The organism is Sphaerisporangium sp. B11E5, assembly GCF_039871875.1.
Taxonomy (GTDB): Bacteria; Actinomycetota; Actinomycetes; order Streptosporangiales; family Streptosporangiaceae; genus Sphaerisporangium.
Map to the genome: position 1 here is coordinate 238,004 of NZ_JBDPMD010000008.1, position 24,278 is coordinate 262,281.

The 24,278-nt window shown below is 73.0% G+C and carries 16 protein-coding genes; 9 read left to right on the forward strand and 7 right to left on the reverse strand.

The genetic code is table 11. The features are described 5' to 3' along the window. Positions 1 to 22 precede the first annotated feature (22 nt). Entirely contained in the window at positions 23 to 1,393 is a 1,371-nt protein-coding gene (locus ABGB17_RS11325) for a GntR family transcriptional regulator (RefSeq protein ID WP_347628249.1), read from the reverse strand. 297 nt (positions 1,394 to 1,690) lie between these two features. On the opposite strand from ABGB17_RS11325, the gene ABGB17_RS11330 reads away from it, so the two are divergent. Beyond that, entirely contained in the window at positions 1,691 to 3,739 is a 2,049-nt protein-coding gene (locus ABGB17_RS11330) for a BTAD domain-containing putative transcriptional regulator (RefSeq protein ID WP_347628251.1), read from the forward strand. Here ABGB17_RS11330 and ABGB17_RS11335 read toward each other — a convergent pair. Both ABGB17_RS11335 and ABGB17_RS11340 read right to left on the reverse strand, forming a co-directional pair. Then, positions 3,635 to 4,825 (reverse strand): MFS transporter, encoded by a 1,191-nt coding sequence (locus tag ABGB17_RS11335; protein WP_347628253.1) that lies wholly within the window; start codon positions 4,823 to 4,825, stop codon positions 3,635 to 3,637. The two genes, ABGB17_RS11330 and ABGB17_RS11335, sit on opposite strands and share 105 nt — an antisense overlap. Further along, positions 4,822 to 5,799, reverse strand: a complete 978-nt coding sequence (locus ABGB17_RS11340; RefSeq protein ID WP_347628255.1) for a tetratricopeptide repeat protein — start codon at positions 5,797 to 5,799, stop codon at positions 4,822 to 4,824. The genes ABGB17_RS11335 and ABGB17_RS11340 overlap by 4 nt, the downstream gene beginning before the upstream one ends. Positions 5,800 to 6,062: 263 nt before the next feature. On the opposite strand from ABGB17_RS11340, the gene ABGB17_RS11345 reads away from it, so the two are divergent. The 3 genes from ABGB17_RS11345 (at position 6,063) to ABGB17_RS11355 (ending at position 10,727) form a co-directional block, all read left to right on the forward strand. Then, the gene (locus ABGB17_RS11345; RefSeq protein ID WP_347628257.1) at positions 6,063 to 6,680 is read left to right on the forward strand and encodes a sigma-70 family RNA polymerase sigma factor; all 618 of its coding nucleotides are present in this window, start codon (positions 6,063 to 6,065) and stop codon (positions 6,678 to 6,680) included. A 245-nt stretch (positions 6,681 to 6,925) separates the two neighbouring features. Next, a complete protein-coding gene (locus ABGB17_RS11350) occupies positions 6,926 to 9,772 on the forward strand; it encodes an AAA family ATPase (protein ID WP_347628259.1) in 2,847 nt (948 codons plus the stop codon). A 145-nt stretch (positions 9,773 to 9,917) separates the two neighbouring features. Further along, entirely contained in the window at positions 9,918 to 10,727 is an 810-nt protein-coding gene (locus tag ABGB17_RS11355; protein WP_347628261.1) for a hypothetical protein, read from the forward strand. Positions 10,728 to 10,881: 154 nt separating this feature from the next. Here the strand turns inward: ABGB17_RS11355 and ABGB17_RS11360 are convergent, their stop codons facing one another. From ABGB17_RS11360 to ABGB17_RS11370, 3 genes are all read right to left on the reverse strand, one after another. Then, positions 10,882 to 11,832, reverse strand: coding sequence for a GNAT family N-acetyltransferase (locus ABGB17_RS11360; RefSeq protein ID WP_347628263.1), 951 nt, complete (start codon positions 11,830 to 11,832; stop codon positions 10,882 to 10,884). 17 nt (positions 11,833 to 11,849) lie between these two features. Continuing rightward, positions 11,850 to 14,699: an AAA family ATPase gene (locus tag ABGB17_RS11365; RefSeq protein ID WP_347628265.1), complete on the reverse strand. Its 2,850-nt coding sequence runs from the start codon at positions 14,697 to 14,699 to the stop codon at positions 11,850 to 11,852. Between the two features lie 96 nt (positions 14,700 to 14,795). Further along, on the reverse strand, positions 14,796 to 15,605 hold the full coding sequence (locus tag ABGB17_RS11370) for a hypothetical protein (RefSeq protein WP_347628267.1): 810 nt from the start codon (positions 15,603 to 15,605) through the stop codon (positions 14,796 to 14,798). Between the two features lie 237 nt (positions 15,606 to 15,842). Here ABGB17_RS11370 and ABGB17_RS11375 point away from each other — a divergent pair, with 237 nt between their 5' ends. From ABGB17_RS11375 to ABGB17_RS11395, 5 genes are read left to right on the forward strand one after another with little or no spacing between them, the layout of a single operon-like run. Continuing rightward, the gene (locus ABGB17_RS11375; protein WP_347628269.1) at positions 15,843 to 16,550 is read left to right on the forward strand and encodes a hypothetical protein; all 708 of its coding nucleotides are present in this window, start codon (positions 15,843 to 15,845) and stop codon (positions 16,548 to 16,550) included. Then, a complete protein-coding gene (locus ABGB17_RS11380; protein WP_347628271.1) occupies positions 16,525 to 17,919 on the forward strand; it encodes a nucleotidyltransferase family protein in 1,395 nt (464 codons plus the stop codon). The genes ABGB17_RS11375 and ABGB17_RS11380 overlap by 26 nt, the downstream gene beginning before the upstream one ends. Beyond that, complete coding sequence (locus ABGB17_RS11385; RefSeq protein WP_347628273.1) at positions 17,916 to 19,034, forward strand: aminotransferase class V-fold PLP-dependent enzyme; 1,119 nt, start codon at positions 17,916 to 17,918, stop codon at positions 19,032 to 19,034. The genes ABGB17_RS11380 and ABGB17_RS11385 overlap by 4 nt, the downstream gene beginning before the upstream one ends. Continuing rightward, complete coding sequence (locus tag ABGB17_RS11390; RefSeq protein WP_347628275.1) at positions 19,031 to 19,651, forward strand: class I SAM-dependent methyltransferase; 621 nt, start codon at positions 19,031 to 19,033, stop codon at positions 19,649 to 19,651. The genes ABGB17_RS11385 and ABGB17_RS11390 overlap by 4 nt, the downstream gene beginning before the upstream one ends. Then, the gene (locus tag ABGB17_RS11395; protein ID WP_347628277.1) at positions 19,648 to 20,580 is read left to right on the forward strand and encodes a CDP-alcohol phosphatidyltransferase family protein; all 933 of its coding nucleotides are present in this window, start codon (positions 19,648 to 19,650) and stop codon (positions 20,578 to 20,580) included. The genes ABGB17_RS11390 and ABGB17_RS11395 overlap by 4 nt, the downstream gene beginning before the upstream one ends. 71 nt (positions 20,581 to 20,651) lie before the next feature. On the opposite strand, the gene ABGB17_RS11400 is transcribed toward ABGB17_RS11395, so the two are convergent. Then, positions 20,652 to 24,224, reverse strand: a complete 3,573-nt coding sequence (locus tag ABGB17_RS11400) for a hypothetical protein (protein ID WP_347628279.1) — start codon at positions 24,222 to 24,224, stop codon at positions 20,652 to 20,654. Between the last annotated feature and the right edge of the window lie 54 nt (positions 24,225 to 24,278).

Below are 24,278 nucleotides of genomic sequence, written 5' to 3' on the forward strand. Positions count from 1 at the left end.
GGCCTCCCATGCGCCGGGACTGCTACGCCGCGGGCGCGGCGGTGCCGGCGACCCTGGCGAGGTCACGGCAGACGCCGGCGACCGTGTGCAACGCCGCGCGGGCGTCGTCGTCGTCCAGGTGGTTCACGTGGAGCACCAGCCCGTTGTCGCGCGGCGGGCCGAAACCGTGGCCGGCGAAGGTGGAGACGCGCACCCCCGCGGCCTTCGCCGGCGGCACGGCCCGCGCCGCGGGTATCTCCGCGGGGAGCCGCACCGCGAACGCGCCGTCGAAGGCGGGAGGGGAGACGGCGGCGTACGGCGTGCCGGCGAACGCCTCCCCGGCCAGCGTGGCGGCGTGCTCGTTGAGGCGCGCGAGCGTGGCGGCCCTGCGCCGGACGCTGCCGTCGGCCAGCATGCGCTGGAGCACCTGCTGGTGCAGCGCCGTGGGCCGCAGGTCACGGATCACGATCTGCGACTCCACCAGGGGCGCGGCCGAGGAGGGCACGACCATGTACGACAGCGGCATCTCGGTACTGAGCAGGGCGGTGAAGTCCCCGACCAGCCCCGCGTGCGGCGCGGGCACGTGGGCGAGCAGGCTCGGGATGTGCGCGTTCGCCGGCCGGGTGGCGCCGTCCAGGTTGACCTCGACGACCGCGCCGCCGGTCCTGTGGTGCCAGGCCGTGAGGCCGTCCCGCCAGGCGTCCGAGGCCGTACGGCTCGTCAGGTAGCGGGACTCGGTGAGCACCACGATCGCGCCCGCCTCCTCGGGGACGGCGGGGCTCGCGGTGTCCTCGGCGTCGAACGGCAGCAGCGGGCGGCCGGTCGCGGCGAGCGCCCGGCACAACGAGAGCGGCATCGGCTGCGCCACCGCCACCGCGGCCCCCGGCGCCAGGGCGTCCAGGACCACCCGGAGCGAGTCCTTCAGGGTGGCGCATACCGCGGTCTGGTACCCCTGCGGGTGCCCGCGGGTGAACTCGACCCGGCGGCGGATCGCCTGGCGCAGCCCGGGCAGGCCGAGATTCGGCGCGGTGTGGCGGGGCGGCGAGTGGCTCGCCTGCCGCCACGCCGACCGCCAGGTGACCAGGGGGAAACCGCGCATGACGCAGCGGCCCGGCACGAGGTCCACCGTCGCGGCCGGGGCGACCGGGTCGGCGGAGGGCGCCTGGCGGGCCTGCACGCGCCGCGCCACGAACGTTCCCGAGCCTTCCTTGCCGGTGATGTAGCCACGGGCCATGAGCAGCTCGTAGGCCAGCAGGACGACGCCGCGCGAGACCTTGAGCCCTTCGGCCACCGTCCGCGTCGAGGGCAGACGCTCACCGGGCAGCAACACCCCGGACTCGATCGCCGACGCGAAACCGTCGACGATCTGCTGTCGGAGAGTGCGCCAGTCGTCCCGGCGGATCTCGATCGACACGGGTAGCTCCTGCCGGGTACGCATGATCCTCCCGCTCCAGCGACCTGGTTGCGGCGCCCCGCAACTCACCACTTCACGGGAGTCAGTACGGAGTGGGGTGCTGGGGCGGTTCCATCAGGGCGCCGGCAACCGGCTGACCACCCGCGATCGCCCTGACCTGCGCGGGGACCACCCTCAGGTGGCGGCATTGGGGTGCTGCTAGGGGTGATGTTTAGGGGCGGCCACTGACGCGTCCATGGGGTGCCGCTTGCGAGTCTGGGATCGTGCCGAGAAGATCCACGCAAGCCGAGGTGTGAGATGTCGATCCAGGTGCTCGGGCTGATCCAGCTCGTCGACGCGCAGGGCCGGCAGTACAAGCTGGCCGGCGGCAGCCAGCGCAGGCTTCTCGCCGCCCTCGCCGCCTCGCCCGGCCACCCGGTGCCGAGCTCGGTCCTGGTCGAGGAACTGTGGAACGAGACCCCGCCGGTCCGGCCGCTGCCCGCGCTGCACAATCTCGTCTCCCGGCTCCGCCGCCTGCTGGTCAGCACCAGCCCGGACGGCACGGACCCGATCCAGACGCATCCGCTCGGCTACGTCCTGCAGGCGGACGGCGCCGTCCTTGACTCGGTGCGGTTCGAGTCCCTCGTCCGCGAGGCCTCGCTGCCCGCCACCTCGCCGGCCGCCCGCGTGGTGCTGCTGCGCCGGGCGCTCGCCCTGTGGCGGGGGGACGCCTTCTCGGGCCTGAGCGACGTGCCGTCGGTGAGCGGGCAGGCGACCCGCCTGGAGGAGATGCGCTGCCAGGCCGTCGAGGCGCTCGCGGCGGCGTTGATCGCGGAGACGCGGTTCGGTGAGGCGGTGACCGTCCTTGAGACGTTCGTCCACGCCTACCCCTTCCGCGAGCAGGCCCGCGGCAGCCTCGTCGAGGCGTTGTACCGCGCCGGACGGCAGACCGACGCCCTGGCGCACCTGCGCGGCTACCGCAAGCTGCTCGCCGACGAACTCGGCCTGGAGCCGTCCGCCATCCTGCGCGACCTGGAGATCGCGATGCTCCGCCAGGAACTCGGCGCGAGCGTCCCCGCGGCCGTCCCGCCGGACCCCGGGCCCGCGTCCTACCCGCGGGTCGCCCAGCGCCTGTCGGCGGCGGGCGACCGCCTGTTCGCGGGCCGGGCCCGGGAACTGCGTGTCCTGCGGGAGGCCACGAGGCCGGCCGACCCGGTCGTGCTCGTTTACCTGCACGGTCCCGCCGGGATCGGCAAGACCGCCCTGCTGGCCGCGGCCCGGCGGCAGGCGCCGGCGCTGGAGTGGATCACCGTGGAGGGGACGGGCGTGCGGGCGGCGCCGGAGCGGTTCCTCGAAGCGGTCGCGGGCCGGATCGCCGCCCCCGCCACCGTCGAGGGCGTCGCGGACGGGCTGGCGCGGCGCGGCGCCGGCGTGCTGGTGATCGAATCCATGGAACACCTGAGCGGGCTGGAGTCGTGGCTGCGCACCGAGTTCCTGCCCGCCCTCCCCACCCGATGGACGACGATCCTCTCCGGCAGGGAGGCGCCGGACGCGTCCTGGAGCATCGCCCCGGAGTGGTGGGACATGATGCGCACGGTGCGGCTCGGGCCGTTCAGCGAGGAGGAGTCCACGGCGTACCTGGAGAACGTCGGCGTCGAGCCGGACCGGGTGCCGCTGCTCAGGAGCGCGACCGGCGGCTACCCGCTGGCGCTGGCGCTCGCCGCGGCGGCCCCGCGGGACGGCGGCCCGCCGTCCGGCGCGGCGGTCCTGCCCGTCTCCGTCGCCGAGAGCATCGTCGCCGCGATCCGGCAGGGCCTGACGCGCGAGCAGCGGCACGTGCTTGAGGCGGCGTCCATGGTGGAGCGGGTGACCGAGCCGCTGCTCGGCGCCATGGTGCGCGACGAGGGGCTCGACGCCGCGTACGCGTGGGACCTGCTGCGTGCGCTGCCCGTCACCGATGAGACCGTGCGGCTGTATGACGTGGTGCGGGACAGCGTCGCGCGGATCGTCAGCATCAACGACCCCCAGCGCGCCGCGCGCTACCGGGCACGCGCCGCCGCCCATCTCATGCGCTCCCGCGGCCAGGCGGCCCGAGCGGTCCAGGCGGTCCAGGTCGAGGCGGCGCCGGGCCGCGGCCGGGCCTTCCCAGCCGCGTCCGGATGGCTCGCGCCGGCCGTGCAGCGGCGGGACATCGGGCGTGTCCCGCCGCGTCATCCGTTGCGCAGGCCGCGGCCCGGCGAGCACGACCTCGATCTGCCACCCCTAGTTCCGCTCGGCGGCGGGCGCCCGGTCACGGGTGAGGATCGCAAGCGCGATCAGCAGCACCGCGGCGGACGTGGTGACCCAGACGGCGAACTGGTCGTATGACCCGGCGCCGAGGAGCAGTGACGATCCGCAGATGCCGCCGATCTGCGCCGCGAGCGAGTCCACCGACGCCACGGTCACCCGCTGCTCGGGCGTGGCCCGGCGGTGCAGCACGAGCGCGCTCAGCAGGTCCGCGACGGCGCTCAGCCACTGGATCGCCAGGAAAAGGACGACGAACGCGATGATGTGCGTGACGAACGCCATCGCCGCGTAGCACAGAGCCACCAGGATCATGAACAGGGCGATCCCGTTCGGCCTCGTGAAGCGCGGGCCGGTGGGCGCCGCGACGGTCCCCCCGGCTCCGGCCGCGAACGCGGCGCACAGCACCACGCCGTAGGCCATCGCCGAGGTCCGCGGGTCACCGGTCGACGCGGCGGCCCGCAGCGGCCACAGCGCCTCAAGCACGGTGGCGGCCACGCCGCCGCCGAAGGCGCAGAGCAGGACCCGCAGCAGCAGCGTGTCCCGCACGCTCGCCCGCAGGGCCGACCGCAGCGTGGCCCCGACGCCGGACGCGGGCGCCCGTCCGCTTCCGGTCATCACGGTGGCCACGGCGACGGTGAGGACCGCCGCGAAGCCGGCGGCGAGCCACACCGGCCCGGCCAGTGAACCGCTGACGGCCGGGAAGAACCCGCCGATCAGCGCGCCGCCGGCCAGGGACAGGGCGCCCGCCGCGCGGCCGCGGGCGAGCCCCGGCTCGAAGGCGGCACCGGGATCGGCCTCACCGAGAGTGTCCACGTACCAGGATTCGAGGACACCCGAGCCGGCGGCGCGGCCGATCGCGACCAGCACGAGCCCCGCCGTGAACGGCACCATCGTCTCGGCCACGGCGAGGAGGAGGCAGGCGGCGCAGGTGACCGCCGCGGACAGCAGCAGGACGCGGCGCCGCCCGTACACGTCGGCCGCGCTGCCCGAGGGGAGTTCGAGCAGGAGCACGACGGCCGCGAAGACGGCGAACATGACGCCGATCTGGCCGACCGAGTGCCCGCGTTCCCGCATCAGCAACACCAGGACGGGGAAGAACGTGGCACCGGGCAGCCACTGGAGCACCGCGAGCGCCAGGAAGCGCCGCCGGAGGTCCGCGGCGGTCACGGTCGTCCGAGGTGGGTCAGCTCGGCCAGGTGCCCCCGGGCGGAGCGCAGCACCGGGTGGTCGGCCGTCACTTTCGGCTCCAGCAGGGCCACGACCGTGCGGTAGGCCTCCCTGGCCTTGGCGTGCCGGTCGGAGACCAGGTACAGGTAGGCGAGGTTGTTCAGCGTGCCCATGGTCTCGGGATGGTCGTCGCCGACGACGGATCTCTGGATGGCGAGCGCTTCCAGGTAGAGGTCCTCGGCCCGCGCGTGCAGCCCGCGGCGCTCGGCGATCGCCGCGAGGCATCCGAGGTTGAACGCCACCTCCCGATGGCGCCTGCCGTAGACCGTCTCGAAGGTGGCGAGAGCGCGGTCGAAGCACGCCTCGGCCTCGTCCAGCTTGCCCTGTGCCTCCAGCAGCGCGCCGAGGTTGGCGAGGTCGGCGGCGACGTCGATGTGACCGGCGCCGAGGAGCGCGGTGCGCAGCCGCACGGCTTCCCGCGCGTCGCGCTCGCCTTCGGCCGAGCGGCCCTCGCTGTGCGCCAGCCCGGCGAGATTGTGCAGGAGGGTGGCCATCTCGTAGCTCTCCGGATCGCGTCCGGCGAGTATCCGGTGCGCCTCGGCGTACATCCGGCGGGCTTCGGCCGGTTGTCCCACGGTCTTGTGGACCACCCCGAGATCGTTGGCGGCGACGGCGACCTCCACGCAGTCCGGCCCGAGCATCTGCGCGACGTACTCGCCCGCTGTGCGCAGGATGCTCTCCGCCTCGTCGTACGCGCCGAGCATCAGCATGGCCTCCGCCAGGTCCCGCCACGCCGCGAAGCGGAGGCGGTGCACCGGGGCGGTGTCGGGCAGCGGGCTGTCGGAGAGGTCGCCCGCCACCGACGAGAGCGCCTCGGCCGCCTCTCTCAGCGCGCCGCGCCCGCGCAGTTCGCCGGCGGCGGCGAGCCGGTCGGCGTAGGTCGTCAGGAGATGACTTGGTGTCCGCTCACGCATCGGTCGGCTCTCCGGTCCGCCGGGCGGGCGCGGTGCCGCGCCCGCCCGGCGGGGACTCGATCAGCGGACGATCTGGCTGTGGTTCAGGGAGAGACGGCGAGTACCCAGGCTCTTCACGTGCATCGGGGCGTCCTTTCGCTCGATCGCGGGTTCCTCGAAGCATGGGACACGGCGATATCTCTCACCTGTCGTTCACCTCTCAGGCCCGTTGACAGCGGCCTGGGAGGGTGACGGGAATGCGGTGACAGGCCTGGAGAGCACGCTTGCGGCGGTTAGTCCTGCTGTCGCCCCTGGAGCTGAGTGCCATGCCTGTGACCCTGCCGGCCGGTGAGACGTTCGTTGAACGGTTCCGGCGTGGAGACGAGAACGCCTTCACCGAGATGTACGACCGCTATTCCCGAGGGGTGTTCGCTGCGGCGATGAGCATCCTCGGCAACCGTGAGCTCGCGGCCGACGCGGTGCAGGAGACCTTCGTGAAGGTCTGGCAGGCGCTCGGCAGCTTCGACGCGACGCGGGATCTGGAGCCCTGGTTGTTCACGATCACACGCAGGACCGCGGTGGACGTCTACCGCAGGACCCGCCGCGCCTCCTCGGCGACCCCGCTGGACACGGCCGTCGAGTCACGGCTCGCCGTCCTGCCCGTCTCGCTGGAGAGACACTGGCTCACCTGGCAGGTGCGGCAGGCGTTGACCCGGCTGACCACACAGGAGCAGGAGGTCCTGCGCCTGGCGTACTACCACGAGATGACGCAGTCCGAGATCGGCAGGGAGCTCGGGATCCCCGTGGGGACGGTCAAGAGCCGGACCTACCGGGCCCTGCGCCGGCTTGGGGAGTTGCTCCCGCACATGTCCGACTCCTCCGCGGAGGCCGTCAGCGCGTGAGCCCGGGGCTGCCCGCCTGGTTTCCGGCGCTACCGTCATTCCGGTAATAATGCATATTTTCTCGCTGGGGGTCTGTGTCATGCTCCCTGGCGGCATCGCCGGCTCGGCGGATGCCGATGACAGGGCGTCCCTCTCGATGGTGGACACCACGAACACGGACATTCCGCTCGCGAACCGTGTGTGCCCGGGCCCTGTCCCGTCCTGAAACCTGTCGCCGGGCAGACCGATTTGGGAAGATTGCCGCTGTGAACGATGTGCCGCTGGTGGAACGTGACCAGCACCTGTCGCGACTACGGCAATGGGTCGACGACCTGGATGTCTGCGCCGGCAACTTCGTCACGGTGCTGGGCGCGGCCGGGTCGGGGAAGAGCCGGGTCCTCACCGAGGCGCGCCGGATCGCCGAGCGGCAGGGCGTGCGGGTGATCGCGGCGCGAGCGTCCCGTCTGGAGAGCACCCACACCCTCGGCGTGGTCCGCCAGCTCTTCGAGCCGCTGCTGACCCGGGCCCGCGCGTCCGAGCGGGAGGCGTGGCTGTCGGGCCCCGCCGGGCCCGCGGTGTCGGTGCTGCGCCGCCACGAGGCCGGCGAGGAGACGTACGGGGACTTCGCCCTGCTGGACGGGCTCTTCTGGCTCCTCGCCAACGTGTGCGAGGCGGGGCCGGTTTTCCTCCAGGTCGACGACCTGCACTGGGCGGACGAGTCCTCACTGCGGTTCCTCGCCTATCTGCTGCCCCGCGTCGAGGGGCTGCCGCTGCTGGTGGCCGTCGGCAGCCGGCCGGTCCCCACCTCCGAGCAGACCTCCCTGCTCGACCTGATCCTCGCCGACGGCGCGTCGCAGGTGCTGGAGCTCGGGCCGCTGAGCCGGGCAGGGGTGGCCGCCGTGCTGCGCGACGTCCTCGGCCGCGAGCCCGAGCCGGGGTTCACCGAGGCGTGCCTCACGCTGACCGGCGGCAACCCGCTGCTGGTGACCGAGTCCGCCCGGGCCACCGCCGCGGGCGGCATGGCGCCGACGGCCGGGAACGCGCCGAGGTTGCAGGACATCGGGTCCCGCGCGCTGACCCGGCGGGTGGGGCTGGAGCTGGCGTTGCTGCCCGCCGCGCACGTCGGCGTGGCCGAGGCCGTGGCGGCCCTCGGCCCGCACGCGACGCTGGCCCACCTGACCGCGCTCGCGGGCGTGACGAGGGTGGAGGCGCTGGAGGCCACGACCGTGCTGGAGCGGGCCAGCATCCTGGAACGGCCGACGGGGTCCTGGTTGCACCAGCGGTTCGACTTCGTGCACCCGCTGGTGGGGGCCGCCGTGTACGACCGCATGGACCGCGCACGCACCAAGGCGCTGCACACGGCGGCCGTCCGGTTGCTGACGGAAGCCGGCGCGTCCGCCGAGGAGGTCGCCGCCCACCTGCTGCGGCTGCAACCGCCGGAGGGCGCCGGTGCCGTGGAGACCCTGCGCCAGGCCGCGTCCGCCGCGCTCTCCCGCGGGGCGCCGCAGAACGCCCACGGTTACCTGAAGCACACCCTGACCATGCCGCTCGCCGAGGACGAGCGGTTCGCGGTCACCGTCGACGCCGCGCTGGCCGCGGTGCACTTCGACCTGAAGGCCGCCGTGGACCACGTCATGGCCGCGGTGGCCATGGCGCAGGACCCGCACACCCGTGCCGACCTCGTCGCCACCGCCGGCATGGCGATGCTCTACGCGGGAAAGGGCGGAGAGGGCGCCACCCTGGCCCGCGAGCTTTCCGACGCGCTTCCCGACGAGCTCTCCGACGAGGAGGACGAGCTGCGCCGCAGGCTGGAGACGGTGGTCGTGTCCGCGGCCGTCACCGTCCCCGGCGCCCGTCTGAGCGAGGACCGCCTGGAACGGCTGCGGAACCTGCCCCCGGCGGACACCCTCGGCGCCGCGATCCTCGACGGGGCCATCGCGTTGCACGACATGCACCACGGCGACCCGCGGGGGCCGGCGCTGGCGCGGCGCGCGGTCGCCAACCCCGCCGCCCGGGTCGCCCGCCCGACCGAGGCGCGCGGGCTCGCCGGGCCGCTCTACACGCTGCTCTACGCCGACATCGACGAGGGCATGGCCGCGGTGAACGAGGCCATGGCCGCGGCCCAGCGGCACGGTTCCGCGGCGATGCTCAGCTTCCACCACTACATCAGGGGATGCGGCTGGCTCCTGCGCGGCGACCTCGGTGAGGCCGTGGCGGAGCTGCGCGAGGGCCTCGGGATCGCCCGGCTGACGCACACCGGTCTCCTCCTTCCACGGGCGACCGCCCTGCTCGCCGAGGCCGTGCTGGAGCAGGACGGCCCGCAGGCCGCGGCACGGATCCTGGACGGCTTCGACACGGCGCGGCCGCAGAGCGAGACCCTGCAGCACATCTGGCAGAGCAGGGCGCTGATCTGGCGCGCGGAGCACCGCTTCGACGAGGCGCTCGGCGCCGCGCTGGAAGCGGGGCGGAGCTACGAAGCGGTCGGCGGGCGCAACCCCGCCGTCGTGGCGTGGCGGTCGGAGGCGGCGCTGTGCCTGCACGCGCTGGGACGGGCCGAGGAGGCGTGGGAGTACGCCGCCGCGGAGATCGAGCTCGCCCGCCGCTGGGGCGCCCCCCGCCCGCTCGGCCGCGCGTTGCGCGCCGCGGGCGTGGTGCGGGGCGGGCCGGAGGGAGTGGACCTGCTGCGCGAGTCGCTCCAGGTGCTGGCCCCCTCGGTGGCGCGCCTTGAGCACGCCAGGACCCTGATCTCGCTCGGCTCGGCGCTGCGCCGGGCGAACGCCAGGCGCGAGGGCATCGCCCTGATCGGCACGGGCCGGGAGCAGGCGTTCCGCTGCGGCGCGCGACCGCTGGCCATGGCCGCGACCGAGGAACTGCGCGCCACCGGCACCAGACCCCGCCCGCTCACGCTCACCGGCCCGGAAAGCCTGACCCCGAGCGAAAGACGCGTCGCGAAGCTGGCCGGCGAGGGCGGCAGCAACCGGGAGATCGCGCAGCGGCTGTTCATCACCGTCAAGACCGTCGAAGTCCACCTGTCCAACGTGTACCGGAAACTCGGCATCTCCGGCCGCGACCAGCTACACGCCCACATGGAGGACGTCCCCGCCGCGGGCTGACGCGGCGTCTCCACCGCCACCGTCCCGCGATCACACGCGGGTGTGTCGTTTTACCGGCGGAGAAACCGGCGCCCGAGAGAAACGCGTACTCCTTACGAAACTGTGAAAGTGCCCCTTTTCGGGCGTATATACGGAGGAGTCCGTCATGAAGATCGGGGTCAAGAATATGCTGCGCGCCGTCCTGCCGGCGGTCGCGGTGGCCGCCCTGGCTGGGGGCGTCCTGGCCGGGCCGGCGCACGCCGCCGAGCTGGGCGGCACCGTCACGGTGCGCTACGGTGTGCTCGTCTTCACCGGCACCGGTGTCGACAATCGCATCTTGCTCGTCAGGTCCGGCGGTGACCTGGTGGTCAACGAGCAGAACACGGGTGCCACCCTCGCCGCCGGCACCGGCTGCCGGCAGGAACCCACCACGCCGGGCAAGGTGTCCTGCGCCCTCCCGACGAACAAGATCGAGATCTACCTGGGCGGCGGCTACGACGAGTTCACCCCGATGAGCGGGGTGACCGGCCTGGTCGACGGCGGCGATCAGAGCGACGTCTACCACGGGGCCCGGCCGGGTGCCGGGACCGGCCTGGTGTACCGCGGCGGCCCGGGCTCGGACAGGGTGGACTACGTCGCGAGCACCTCCCGTGGCGTGACCGTCCACATGGCCAACAGGATCGCCGACGACGGCAGGACCGGCCTGGACAGCGACAACATCCTCGACGACGTGGAGCGGATCGACGGCACCGTGTTCGACGACGTCCTGATCGGCAACGCCCTGAACAACGTCATCTACACCAAGGGCGGACGCGACGTCGTCAAGAGCGCGGAGGGCAGCGACCTCATCATGGCCGACACCGGCGTGAAGGACCGGCTGCTCGACTGCGGCAACGGCGGCTCCGGGCCCGGCGACTACGTCAACATCGACTCGGTGGACCGCCCTGTCGTCACCCGTTGCGAGAACATCAGCTGACGCGGTCACCACAGACGTCCGCCGTCACCACGCCTGCGCGGTCCCCGGCGGCGAAGACCCGCGGGCCGGGCTCTGATCTCGATCTCGGAGCCCGGCCCGTCCGCGTCAGCGCCGCCGGAACGTGGAACGGCCTCCGGCGTGCCGGGGGAGGGACTCAAGGACGGGGCCGGGACTCCCCGGGCGGGCGTTCCCGCAGGTCCCACTGTTTGACGGCGCGCATGCCGGCCCGCTCGTAGAGGGCGGTGGCGCCGGTGGGGTTCCGCGCGTCGACGTTCAGGATGACGCGGGGGACGCCGCGGGCGGCGAAGAGGGTGAACGAGTGTTGCAGCAGCGCCGCTCCCACCCCGCGGCCGCGGTGGCTCGGCAGGACTCGCAGGTAGTCCACCCAGCCGTCCTCGCCCAGGGTGCTCGCGGTGAGGGCGGCGACCGGGCGGCCCTGCTCCCTGGCCAGCAGCCACAGACCCGGGTCGTGGCCGGAATGACCCGTCTCCTCCTCGGCCCAGGCGTCGAACGGCCGCGGATGGTGGCCCCAGTCGTCCGCGAACGCCTCCTCCAGGACGGCGTGCACGGCCGGCAGGTCGCCGGGCGGGGCGATCACGGTGACGGAGATTCCCTCCAGGGAGAGGGCGGGCTCCGGCAGCCCGGTCAGGTCGATCTGCATGTGCCAGAAGTGACGGACCGGCCGCAGGCCCCGCGCCCGCAGCAGCGCGGCCGCGGCGTCGTCACCCGCGTGGACCGTGTGCCGGAAGCGGCCCGCCGCGGACCCGGCAAGCATCTCGGCGGCCCGTTGTTCGACGGCGCCCAGCAGCGCGGCGCCGATGCCCAGCCCCCGGTGCCGGGGGTGGACGATCCCCCAGGACTCGGCGACGTCCGGTTCCTCGCGCACCGCCTGCCCGTACGCGACGACCGTCCCGGCCGGGCCGGTGACGACCCAGGCGTCGGTCGCGACGTCGAAGCCAGGCCGTCCCCATTCGCCGCGCAGGAACTCCTTGTCCAAGGTGACCGGCTCGCTCGTGGCGAGCTGGCCGGCGACCAGCACCTCGGCGACCGCCTCGAGGTCGCCCGGCGCCGGTGGGCGTAACCGGAATCCGATGGGGAGAGCCATTTCTTGTTCCTCTTCGCTTATCCGGTGGGGGACGGGCCGGGCTCGCCGGGGGGAAGGGCGGTACGCAGGTCGTCCCGCCGCTCGATCGCCAGCTTGCGGTACGCGCTGGACAGGTGGGTCTCGACCGTCTTCGGGGTGACGAACAGCGCCTGCGCGATCTCCCGGTTGCTCAGCCCGTCCCGGGCCAGGCCGGCCACCCGCAGCTCGCTCGGCGTCAGGGTGTCCGGCCCGACGAGAGACAGCGGCCGGGGACGTTGCCCCGCCGCCCGCATCCGCGCCGTGGCATCCGCCACCAGGCGTCTCGCGCCGCAGCGATGGGCCAGCTCACGGCCTTCTGTGAGCAGTTCGGCGGCCTGTTTGCGGGAGTTGACGCGGCGCAGCGCCCCGCCGAGGTCGATGAGTACCTTGGCGAGCTCAAGACGCGCCGTCGAATCGGTGAGCACCTCGCGGGCCTGCTGGAGCCGCTCGATCCGGTGGTCGGGGGGCGCGACGGCGGCCGCGACCCGCAGCGCCCTGCCGAGAGGGAACGCCGCCCCCCAGCGCCGGGCGAGTTCCACCTCCTCGTCCGCGAGTACGCGGGCCTCGGCCGCCCGGTCCAGCGCGTGCGCGGACAACGCCGCCTCCGACCGCCAGGCGAGTACCGCCGGGTTCCTGCCCTGATGGGCGGCGAAGCCCTCGCCCGCCGCCAGGGCGCGCTCGTATGCCGCGTCGAACCGGCCGTCGGCCCGCAGGAGCCGGGCCTCGGCGTGGGCCGCGAAGAAGAACAGCTCGACCCGGGGCCGGGGCACGGGCGGGCGGTACCCCTCGACGACCCTCCTGGCCTGCTCCGGCTCACCCATCTCCAGCAGGGTCTCGGCCAGCAGGCACACGGCGGAGGGCAGCAGGATGGTGCTGCCGGTCAGCGTGATGAGCCGCACGCTCTCCCGCAGGTCGCCGGCAGCCTCGGCCAGCTCGCCCCGGTGCAGCCAGCCGGTGCCCCGTTGCAGGTGGTGGACGCCGAGCATCGCCAGGGAGCCGTTCGCCTGGGCGTCGTGCACGGCGCGGTTCAGGGTGGGGATGCCCTGGTCGGCCTCCCCGTAGACCAGGGTGAAGTAGGCCGGCATCAGCACCAGCGTGCCCCGGGCGTCACGCGATCGCGCGAAGGGAGAGGCCAGGGCGCGGTGGGCCAGCTCGCGCGCCGCCGGGTCCCCGAGGTACATGGACCGCAGCGCCAGGGCGCAGTCCAGGTGGGTGGCCCCGGCCGTGTCGCTCGGCGGCAGCTCCCGCAGCGTCTTCAGCCGCTCGGGGTCCACCGGCGTGTCGGCCGTCACGTTGGCGGCGCTCAGGATGATCGCTTCGAGCATGCGGCGCGGTTCGTCCTCGCCGGGTGGCAACTCGTCCAGCAGATCCTGGATGACCGAGACGTTCCCGTGCTCCCTGCCCTCGTACAGCAGGGCGAAGCCCGCGCGGGCGGCCAGCTCGGCCCGCTCCCGGACACCGGGGGTCAGCTCCAGCGCGGACAGCAGGAACGTCGCCGCCTGCTCCTGGTCGACCTGAAGGGCGGCCTCCACCGCCTCGGCCAGCACGGCCGGCCGCTCGTCGGCGGGCAGCGCGGTGGTGAGCGCGTGCCGGTGATAGCTCAGCGCGGCCTCGGGGGCGCCGCGGTCCAGCGCCTCCCGTCCCGCCCGCCGCAGGATGCCCACCACCTCCCCCTGATCCATCCGGGTCTGCCGCAGCACGTGCGCCGCGATCTCCTCGGCGCCGGCCCCGGCGTCGAGGAGCAGCCGGGCCGCGCGTTCGTGGGCGGCGAGGCGCTGGCTGTGGTCCATGTGGTCGTACACGGCCGCCGCGACCAGGGGATGCACGAAGTCGAACGACCGGTCCCGCCACGTGGCGGAGGTCTCCTGGATGATGTTGACCGGTTCCAGCTCGGAGACGCCGTCCGCGACCTCGGCGACCGGCAGGCCGGTGAAGGCGCTGATGAGCGAGACGGTCGTGCGGGGCCCGAGCACGGCGATGGCCTCGGCGATCCGCGTGTGCGCCGGGCGCAGGAGGGACAGCTCCAGCATGACGCGCCGCGCCACCGCCTGTGACCCGGCGTCGCGCAGCCGAGGCGCGTTCGGCGCGGTCGGCGGCAACCTCCGGGCGGCCAGCGCGCGGGACGACTCCACCACCAGCAGCGGGTTGCCGCCCGTCACCGCGACGCAGGCGCCGGTGAAGTCGTCGTCGGGCGCCTGGCCGAACAGGCCGCGCACGAGCGAAGCCACGCCCTGGTGGCTGAGCGGCGCGAGGTGCACGGTCTCGCACACCTGGTCGGCCATGAGGACGTCGAGAAGGCGTGACGCTCCCTGTGGGGCCGGCGGGCGGGCGCCGGCCGCCACCAGCACGGGCAGGCCTTCCAGGCGGGGAAGAAGGTAGGCGAGGAACCGCAGCGACGGCTCGTCGGCCCAGTGCAGGTCGTCGACCTGCAGCAGCAGGGGCCCGGACTCGCACAGGTTGGACATCAGCCAGAACAGGCCGTGCAGTGTGCGGTAGTCGCCGTGCCGCACGTCACCGCCGGTGTGCCGTTCGATCGAGGCGACGGCCGGCGCCGCGTCCCCGCTCAGCCACGACGCGCGCTCCTCGGGGGTCGCCCGCGCCAGCACGAGCCGGAACAACTGCCGGACGACCCCGAACGGATAGCGCTGCTCAAGGTGCGACGAACGAGCTGTCAGCACCCGCACGCCGAGCCGGCCGGCCAGCCGGCGCACCTCGGACAGCAGCCGTGTCTTCCCCGACCCCGCGACCCCCGAAATAACGACAAAACCACCTGAACGACAACTCAGCCCCTGTAAGCGCTCCTCGAACACGCCAAGATGCTCGGCACGCTCGACCAATGGCGTATCCACCCTGGCAGTCTCGCGCATGAAACCCCGCCGCGCCTCCCAGCGGGACGATGGTCAGCCCGGCCTCCTCGGCCTTGCCGGCGCCGGTGACGGCCGTGGTCAGCCGCGCCCGTTCTCGCAGCCGATCAGCAGGTCCTGGCGGTCGTCGCGGCGGCCGGTGTCGCCGGTGCCCTCCCCGCAGTCCAGGACGTCCCTCGCCCCGGGCGCCTCGGCGTGCCCGGCCCCGGCGGCGTGCAGGTCGTCGTCGCCGCCGAGCCCGTACAGCAGGTCACCGCCGGCGCCGCCGCGCAGGTCGTTCGCCTGCGGTGAGCCCTCGATCCGGTCGCCGGAGGCGGAGCCCCACACGTCCTCCACGTCGGTCCCGATGTCGTCGTCGTCCACCCCTGCCCGGCCGTCGCCGTCGGCGCCGTCCAGGCTGACGTCCACCGGGGCCGTGGCGAGGCTGTAGTCCACCAGGTCGCGGCCGGAACCCCCCGAGAAGCCGACGGCGTGGGCCGCGGCGCCGCCGTCGGAGAGCTTGAGACGGTCGGCGCCCGCCTCGCCGATCACGAACCCGTGCGGGGAGATCCCGGTGAAGTGGACAAGGTCGTCACCGCGCCCGAGCGTGAACATGATCTCGACCTGTGGCCCCGCGACGCCGCACACGAACCGGTGGCCCGGTCCGGGCGCGGCCACACACCCCGGGCCTGCGGCGGCCGCCCCGGCGACGGTGACGACGACCTCGCCGCCGGCCACCTCGACCTCCACGCCGTCCGGGCCGGCGGTGCCTTCGAAGGTCAGCACGGCGCCGCCAGGAGGCCGGCTGATCACGCTCTGCGCGGTGTGGCCGGCGGCCGGCCCGGCATGTCCGACGACACCGGCGAGCACGCTCACCGCTCCACAGGCCATCAGGGTCTTCCGCAGTCGCATCAGCCACTCCCGTTCGCTCCGGACCGCGAAGACGGCCCGCTCTCGCCGAGAGATACGGAGCACGGCCGCCGCCCGGTTTCCGACGGTGCCACTCACGACGGTTCATTCCCGCCGCTCTGGCCCAGCCGGGCCGGACGGTCACCCTTCAGAGTTTTCGTAGCGGACGCGACAGCAGATAAGGAACTCATCAGGCATGATCATGGGTGGGAGACATCGCAGAACCCACGGGCTGAGCCAATGAGCACCGGTGGCGTCACGCGGGGGCGGAACGGCGCCGCCGGCGCCGCCGTCATGGCCCAGGGACGGTTCATGGTGCTGGCCGGCATCGACGGCTCCGGCAAGTCCTCGGTGCTCAGCCGGCTGGACGTCCACGGCCTGCTGACCACGAACTGGTGCGAGCTTCGCGGCCACCAGGAGACCGCGGCCCTGGCCCCGCGCAACCCGACCGGCGTCAAGAACAGGCTGCCCCCGCTGTCCAGGGCGATGTTCATCGGCGGCCATCTGGTCGCGCAGTACGAGCAACTGGTGCGGCCGTCCGTCGAGGCCGGGCACAGCGTGCTGCTCGACTCCTACTACTACAAGGTGCTGGCCAAGGAGCTCGTGCTCAGGGCCAGCCACCCCAGCCTGGCCGAGCTCTGCGCCGAGCTTCCCGAGCCCGACTGCGTGATCTTCGTGGACGTCCCCCCGCAGGTCTCCTTCCGCCGCAAGGACGGCAGGGTGTCGTCGTACGAGCGCTTCATGCGGGACTCCCCCCACCAGGACTACGTCACGTTCCAGTCCATGGTGCGGGACATCATCATGCGCCGCGTGACCGAGGTCCCCGACCACCACATCGTCGACGGTGACAAGCCCCTGAGCGAGGTGCTCGAATCGGTCAGGGCGATCGCCGAGTCCCGCCTTCACAGAAGCACGAGATCCGATGACGCCGCAGAACCTTGTCCTTGACGCGATCTGCGCCACGCCGCTGACCGCCGCCCAGTTGGATCGGGCGTGCACCGCCCTGGTGTCGCTGGCGAACCGGAAGGCCGAGGTGCGGGAGATCCTGAGGACGCACAAGGCCTTCACCTATTTCCACGAGACGCTGCGCCTCCTGGACGACGCCTGCGCCGTCGAGTTCGCCCGGGCCTTCGAGGCCGACCTGGACGAACGCCTGCGGCACCGGGCCCTGCTGACCGAGGAGCTCGCGTGGCTGCGCAGCTCGGGACTGGCGGCGGAGAGCCGGGTGGCGATCATCAAGGGCCTGAACAACGCGCGCTTCTACGCGCGTCCCGAGGCGCGCTGGAGCCGGGACGTCGACCTGTTCCTGCCGACCTGGGACGACGCGCTGACCCTGGTCGCGGCCCTGCGGGAACGCGGCTACGAGTTCGACCCGGCCGAGTGCCCGTGGATCAAGGCGGAGCACCGCAGGGGCCGGGCCGAGTACGGCCAGCTTTTCCTGGTCAAGCGGGCCGGCGACCGCTACTCCCGCATGGACCTGCACTTCGGCACGTACTCCGTCAGCCAGGGCGAGTACCTGCGCCCGTCACTGACCGACTTCTACGAGCCCGCCCAGGCGGGGGACGCGGTCAACCGGCTGAACGCCACCGGCGCGCTGCTCGTGATGTTCGCGCACGCCCTGTCCGACGGCTACGTGTCGCTCAAGGACGCCAACGACTCGGTCGCCATCGCGACGTCCGGGCAGGAGGTCGACTGGCCGCGGCTCGCGCACGAGCTCGACCGGCACGCGCTGCGCCCGCAGGCGGGACTGCTCGCGCGGCATCTCAGGGCCGCCTACGCGGACGTGCCCGAGGTCGCCCGGTTCGCCGCCCGGCTGGACGGCGCGGCGCGGCGCAGTCGGCCCGGTCTCTGGCGCATGCACGACCGGAGCTGGAAGCGGCGCGCCGTCGTGAACGCCTCCTACACCCTGCGCGCCGGGTGGCGGGGCGGCCGGGGCCTCGGGCGGTCGCTGCTCAGCGCGGCGCAGTGCTTCGCGTTCTACGTCAGGCGCCTGCGCGCCGGTATCGGCGGACGCACCACGCGCGAGCGCCTGCTGCTGCGGTTCCTCCCCAAGGCCGACCTGCTGAACTGGCGGCTGCGGCCCGACGCCTGCCCCACCCTGATCCACACCGGGCATCCCGTGCTGGCCGGGCACGTCACCGCCGGCGCCGGGACAGCCGCGGCCGGCCAGGAGCGGTTGCCCGGGGTCAGGGTCGCCGGGCGGCGGGACACCCCGGTGGTCGTCATCGGCGACGACGTGTTCCTGTGCACCTGGGACCAGCGCATCCTGCCCCAGCAGGTGGCCGAGGTGAACGATCTGCTCGGCGTGGGCCGGTGAATCCGTTCCACCCCGGCGCGGACCGCTCCGGGTTCTTCGACTGGGCGTCCACGGCGCCGTTGTCCACGGCGGCGCGGCAGGCGATGGCCGACTTCGGTGCGGCCCTGGAGAGCGCGCCCTGCCCGCCGGATTTCCTGACGGAGGCGACCGCGGCGCTCGACTCCCTGCGCGCCCTGCTGCGGCGGTTGTGCGGCGCCCCGCCCACCTGGGACGTGGTGCTCACCCGCGGTGTCGCCGAGTCCGCCTCGATCATCGCGGCGGGGATCGGGGCGCCGCCCGGCGCCTCCGTCGTCGTGGACGCCGCCGCGCACGAGGCCGCCGTGCTGCCCTGGGCCGCGCGCCCCGGCCTGGACTTGCGCACTGTGCCCGGCCGCCCGCACCTGGATCCCGAGCGCGCCGCGCCGCTGATCGACGAATCCACGGTCGCGGTCTGCGCGTCCCACGTGACCCATCTGGACGGCGCCGTGCAACCGGTGCGCGAGCTGGCCGCGATCGCCAGGGCGAGATCCGGCGCCCTGGTCGTCGTCGACGGCGCGCAGGCCGCGGGCAACGTCCCTGTGGACGTGCGGACCCTCGGCGCCGACATCTACCTCGGCAGCGGGCGCAAGTTCCTGCTGAGCCCGCTCGGCACGGGATTCATCCTGGCCAGGCCGGGGCTGCTCACCCGCGTCGCCCCGCTCGTGCTGTCCACCCGCGCCGCGGTGCTGCACAGGGACGCGGACGGCCGGTGGCGCCGCGCCCCCGGCCAGGCCGGCCTGCCGCGGGCCCTGGAGGGCAACCTGCCCGACCTGCGGTGCCTGGCCGGCCTGTCGGCCTCGGTGCAGGCGTACCTCGGGGCCGACGCCGCCCGCCTCGCCGGGCGCCGGCGCCGCCTGACGGAGATGTTGTCCGAGAGGCTGGCCGAGACCACGTTCCGGTGCCTGCACCCGCCGGGCGCGGGAATCGTCCGGCTGGCCTCCCCACGGGTCGCCGACCACCTCCACGTGAAACGTGCCCTGGCGCGGACCGGTGTCTTCCTCGCGGCGACGACCGCCTGGATCAGGGTCAGCCTGCACGCCGCGAACAGCGAGAACGACGTCCACCGCCTCACCGGCTGTCTGAAGGAACTGGAATGAACGACGCGCCGGAATTCTGGGACGGCAAGAACCGAGCCCTCATGCACCGCCCCGACCTGCTGCGCCCCACCGTCCTCGCGTACGGCGCGCTCGGCCTGGTCCCGGCCGGGTCCCGGGTGCTCGACCTCGGCAGCGGACGGGGCCGCGACAGTCTCCTGTTCGCCGAAGCCGGGATGCGCGTCACCGCCATGGACTTCTCGGCGGTGGCCCTGGCCGCGCTTCCGGAGGGTGTGGAGGCCGTGAAACACTCCATCGCCGACGTGCCCTACCCGCTGCCGCCGGCCTCGTACGACATGGTCTACGCCCGCCTGAGCCTGCACTATTTCGACGTGGACACCACCCACGAGGTCTTCGGGGAGATCCACCGGCTGCTGCGGCCGCAGGGCCTGCTGGTGGCGCTGGTGAACTCGATCGACGACGCGGAGTACGGCACGGGACGCCTGATCGGGCCCGACTACTACGAGCTCGAACCCGGCGACCGCAAGCGCTACTTCTCCTGCGACGCCCTGTACGGCTTCGCGGCCCGGTGGTTCACCGTGCGGTTGGCCGAGCAGACCGCCGAGGACGCCCTTGACCCGTTCGGACCGCTGGTCCGCCTGGTGGCGGAGCGGCCGTGAGCTCGGTGACCCTGCTGTTCCCCGACGACGGCCGGCTCATCGGCGGGCTGACCGTCACCGAGCGGGCCGAGCGCGCCGCCCGCGACGGCGGATTGCCCGCGGACCGGACGCTCCTGCTCACCGAACCCGTCGTCTTCGACGCCGAGGCCGTCAGATCGCTGGCCGCGGTCCCCGGCACGGTGGTCACGGCGGCGGCCGGCCTGGTGGTGACGGACGCCGGCACCACCTGGGACACCGTCACACGGGCGCTGGAGCGCGGCGACACGGTCAAGACGGACGCCACCGGATTCGTCGCCGCGGCGGGCGACCCCGCCGCGGCGGAGCGCGCCCTGTGGTCCCGGTACTGCTTCAAGCCGTCCGACGGCCCGGTCCTGCGCGCCAACCGCAGGCTGTCGCGGCGGCTCACCCTGGCGCTGGTACGCACCTCCGTGTCGAGTGACACGGTCAGCGTCGCCAGCTTCCTCGTCGTCGCACTCGGGGCGCTGCTCATCGGGCAGGGGACGTGGTCCGCGACGGCCGCGGGGGGACTGCTGGTCCAGGCCGGCTTCGTCCTGGACTGCGTGGACGGCCAGATGGCCCGGCTGCGCCTGCGCTCGTCCCGGCGCGGCGCGCTGATCGACACCATCCTGGACCGCTACGCCGACCTCGTCGTGATCGCCGCGCTCACGGTGGCCGCCGGTGGCGGCCCCGCCGAGTGGGCATGGGGTTTCGCGGCGGGCGCCGCGAGCATGCTCGTGCCGTACATCAACGCTCTGAACGCGGACGCCCCCCGCCGCCTGCTGCGCCGCCCGGAACGCATCCTGCTGTGCGCCGCGGCGGCCGTAGCCGGGGCACCACTCGCCGCGCTCGCCGTCATCGCCGTCCTCGGCAACATCGACGCGGCCCGCGTGTTCTACCTCCTGGTGCGCGCCACCCCGGACGGCTCCTGACCGCCCGTCACGGCAGACGCACCGGGGCCCCGGCCGGACATCCGGCCGGGGCCCCTTTCTGGTGGCCGAGGTCATCCCGGCAGCACGCTCGCCGGGACGACCAGGATCGCCTCGGCGGCCATGGGCAGCGCAGGGCCGGCCGGTCCGTGCGACAGCGTCACGGTGGCGGTGTCCTCGTCGAGCGTCAGCCCCTGCTCCTTGAGGTTGACCCATCGAACCGACATCTGGTCCACGGTGAACGGCACCGGCCCGGTGTCGGTCATGACGGTGTAGACGGCGCCGGAGTCGAGCTCGTCCTCGCTGAGCGGCAGTTTCACCCAGATCTCGTAGTCGCCGTCGTCCTCAAGCAGCTCCCCGATGTCCCAGGTGGCGGTGGCCGCCGGTTCGGCCGATTGCTCGTAGGAGCCGCCCATGCAGTCTTCCGGGCAGTCCTTCTCCTCCCAGGTGCCCTTGAGCTCGGTGTGCTCGTCGCCGGCGTCGAGGGCGAAGGCGTAGAGCATGCCGTTGAGCCACATGGTCTCCTCGCCCCGGGCGGAGAACCGGTCGTGACGAGTGTTGTATTCGGTCCAGAATTCGCCGATGGACTCCGGGCTGGTCTCCCGGACGATGTCCATGATCTGCGTGAGGCTGGGGTCGCCGAACCCGGTTAGGTCCAGGAAACCGCCGGTGTTCTCGTCGGGGGTCGCGTCGTACAGGTCCCACAGCGTCATGGCGACGCGTCCCTCGACATCGGGGCCGCGATCCCCGCAGCTCCAGTGGTAACACCTCTCTATGTTGTAGCCGTTGAAGCCGGGGGCGTCATCGTCCTCCGCCAAGCTGTAGCGCTTCTCGGCGAGGGTCCCGAGAAAGGCCGGGAAGCCACCCCGCCAGGCGCACTCCTCGCTGGTCGGTGTCATCCACACGTCGTTGCCGGGACAGCCCATGGGGATGTCGTACTCGTCTCCGATGAGCTGGTGTTCCAGGACCCGGGCGACCTCACGTTCGGCGATCGTGGAGCGTGCGTGGACGCGGGCCAGCACGACTCTTTCCTCCACGACACCGGGGATGTAGTGCGAGTAGTCGCCGTCGTTGAGCTCGATCAGGACGTTCTTGGTGAACGTCGGCATCAGTTCGCGCACGCTCAGGATGGCGCCGAAAGCGAAGGCCTCTTCGGTGTCCAGGACCGTGGAGTCCGCCGGATCCTTGAGGAAGAAGTGGCCGAGCGGCACGTCACCGGCCACGGCGGCCGACGGTTCGCTGTAGTGCAGCTTGACCATGTCCCGCCCCGCGGCGTCCCGGGCGGAGACCCGCAGCACGAGGTCTTCGGGTGCGCACGCGTGGGCCCCCTGGAACTCCACCGGGTTCGCGGGGACCGGGCAGCCTGTCCACGTCGTGCCGTCGGTCAGCGCGAAGGTGTTCGGGTAGACGAAGCCGGTGGTGAACCTGCCGTCCTGCGTGAGGCAGCCCCGCACGGGGGCGCCGGCGGGCCGGCCGTCGGGTCCGGCGGAGTCCAGGACCGGCCGCCACTGCACCGGGCTCAGCGGGTTTCCGTCGTGGCCCCGGTACAGCACCTCGTAACACGCGCCGCCCAGCGGCCGCGGCCCGCTGGCACTGTCGGCCAAGGTGTGGACACCACCGGAGACCTGCACGGGCGGGTACGGCCCTGTGGTGCCGTCCTCGTGCGGAGCGGCGATGATCGCGTCCGCGACGACCGGCCTGCCGTCCTGGGAGGACAACGTGACGGAGAACGGGCCGTCGGGCTCGAAGGGCCCGAATCCGGATGGCCGTAGGTTGAGCCAGCCGTCTCCGGTGACGGTCTGGTCCACCACGACACGTATCTCGTTGAGACCAAGGTCACTGATCGTGTAGGTGGCCTGGTCCGCCAGCTCAAGCTGCCCGGCGGGCAGCCGCACCCACAGGTCGAAGGCCGTGGGCCGGTCGAGAGGGTTCATGAACTCCCATATCAAGGTGGGAGGCAATGGGTCACCCGAGCCGGTGGCCATGTCGTCGCCCCGGCACATCGGACACAGCGTGGTCTGCCAGGGGCCGGTGGTGGAGCTTCGGTCCTCGTCCCACAGGGTGGTGTACTCCAGGGTGTTCATGAACATGATGAGCCGGTCGCCGGGCCCGTGCCGCTCACGGTACGCGTCCCAGAACTTCTCGGCGGTGGTCACGCCCGCTTCGGCGATCATGGGTGGTAGCTCGGCGAAGGGGCGGTGTATCGAGTCGGTGAAGCCGTCGCCGATCTCCTGGCCGGGGTCGGTGAGGTCGCGCAGCGCCGCGCCGACCCGCGCCCCCACCTTGGCGCCCTTCTCGCAGCCCGCGGCGGTCGCCTCGCAGTTCTCGACGTCGTGGTCGACGCCGGCGAGATTGATCACGTTCCGGTTGGGGATGGCCTCCGCGGCGTTGGCCATGGCGCCCGCGAACCCCATCTGGAGCGCGCATTTCGCATCTGTCTCTTCCGCGTAGAACTCGGCGCGGCAGTTGTCGGGAATGCCGGGGTAATCCTCCCCCAGGAGATCGTGATAGTGGTGCATGCCCACGTGGAACTCGGCATCGGAATAGGCGGTCTCGGACTTCTTCATCACGATGGTGCGCGTTGCCGGTCCGTATCCGCCGCTGTTGGTCAGCGAGTCGTACAGGTGGATCCGCACGTCGCTGAGCCGCTGCTCCTCCGGCAGGCTCGCTGTCAGGTTCTTGACCCGGTACGCGGCGTTGTAGGCGTGTCCCCCGGGGGAGTCCAGTTGGTGGACGTCGTCCTCGGTGAAGAACCACCCGAGCGGGATCTCGCCGATCACGGCGGTCTCGTCCTCGTCCTCGTCCCGCACCCACACCGAGCCGTCCTCGCTGCCGGCGTAGATCCGCAGGACCAGGTCGTCGGGCCGGCAGGCGTGGGACCGCATGAACCGGACCGCCGGCTCGACCACCGGGCACCCGTACCACATGGTGCCGTTTTCCAGCAGGTAGTCCTGCGGGTAGATGAAGCTGATGTCGAACCGGCCCTGCTCGTCCAGCGCCCCGGTCACCGGCCGCCCCTCACCGCCCGGCTCCGAGGTCACCGGCTGCCACTCCGGCTCCGCGTCCTGTTGCCCGTCCGCGCGCGTGTACGCCTCCAGCGCCCAGGTGGCGTTCGCGAACGGCCTGGCCGGCTCCCCGGGAACCGCCACGTTCTTGGACTTGACCGTTCCGGTCACGTGCACCACCGGCGGTCCGGTGCCCGAAGGTCCTTGCGAGGGATCACAGTTCGCGCGGGCCGCCGAGTGGCCGAGCAGTTCGCCCGGCTCATGCGGTGGGTACTGTGCCCAGCCGCCGGGGCCGAGAGTCAGCATCTTCGTGCCGACGTGCACCTCGGTGCCGCCGGCGACGCACATGTACTGCAGAGGAATCCCGTGGTAGCCCAGGTTGACCAGTGCCGTCTGCGACTGGTCGGGCCGCGGGCAGTAGGTGACCGCCCACGGCTGGGCCGGCCCGAAGCCCGTCTGGTGGATCTGGAGCAGGCCACCCCATGGCGGCGTGCCGCAGGGGTTCGAGGTCGTCGCTCCCACTTCGGGCACCGGAGGTTCGGGACCCGAGGCGGCGGAGGCCCCCAAGGCCGCAGGCGTCCCGGCCAGCGTGAACAACGCCACGGTGAACACGATGATCCACCGTCTCGTTCTGGATTTCATGTGTCTCCCGACGACGGCCCACCGGCCCGGCGGGCATCGCCGGGCCGGTGGGCG

Excerpts from the sequence above, each read along its gene's own strand:
- ABGB17_RS11330 (WP_347628251.1), top strand. The coding sequence starts at position 1,691 with ATGTCGATCCAGGTGCTCGGGCTGATCCAGCTCGTCGACGCGCAGGGC.
- ABGB17_RS11340 (WP_347628255.1), bottom strand. The coding sequence starts at position 5,799 with ATGCGTGAGCGGACACCAAGTCATCTCCTGACGACCTACGCCGACCGG.
- ABGB17_RS11355 (WP_347628261.1), top strand. The coding sequence starts at position 9,918 with ATGAAGATCGGGGTCAAGAATATGCTGCGCGCCGTCCTGCCGGCGGTC.
- ABGB17_RS11360 (WP_347628263.1), bottom strand. The coding sequence starts at position 11,832 with ATGGCTCTCCCCATCGGATTCCGGTTACGCCCACCGGCGCCGGGCGAC.
- ABGB17_RS11370 (WP_347628267.1), bottom strand. The coding sequence starts at position 15,605 with ATGCGACTGCGGAAGACCCTGATGGCCTGTGGAGCGGTGAGCGTGCTC.
- ABGB17_RS11375 (WP_347628269.1), top strand. The coding sequence starts at position 15,843 with ATGAGCACCGGTGGCGTCACGCGGGGGCGGAACGGCGCCGCCGGCGCC.
- ABGB17_RS11380 (WP_347628271.1), top strand. The coding sequence starts at position 16,525 with ATGACGCCGCAGAACCTTGTCCTTGACGCGATCTGCGCCACGCCGCTG.
- ABGB17_RS11390 (WP_347628275.1), top strand. The coding sequence starts at position 19,031 with ATGAACGACGCGCCGGAATTCTGGGACGGCAAGAACCGAGCCCTCATG.
- ABGB17_RS11400 (WP_347628279.1), bottom strand. The coding sequence starts at position 24,224 with ATGAAATCCAGAACGAGACGGTGGATCATCGTGTTCACCGTGGCGTTG.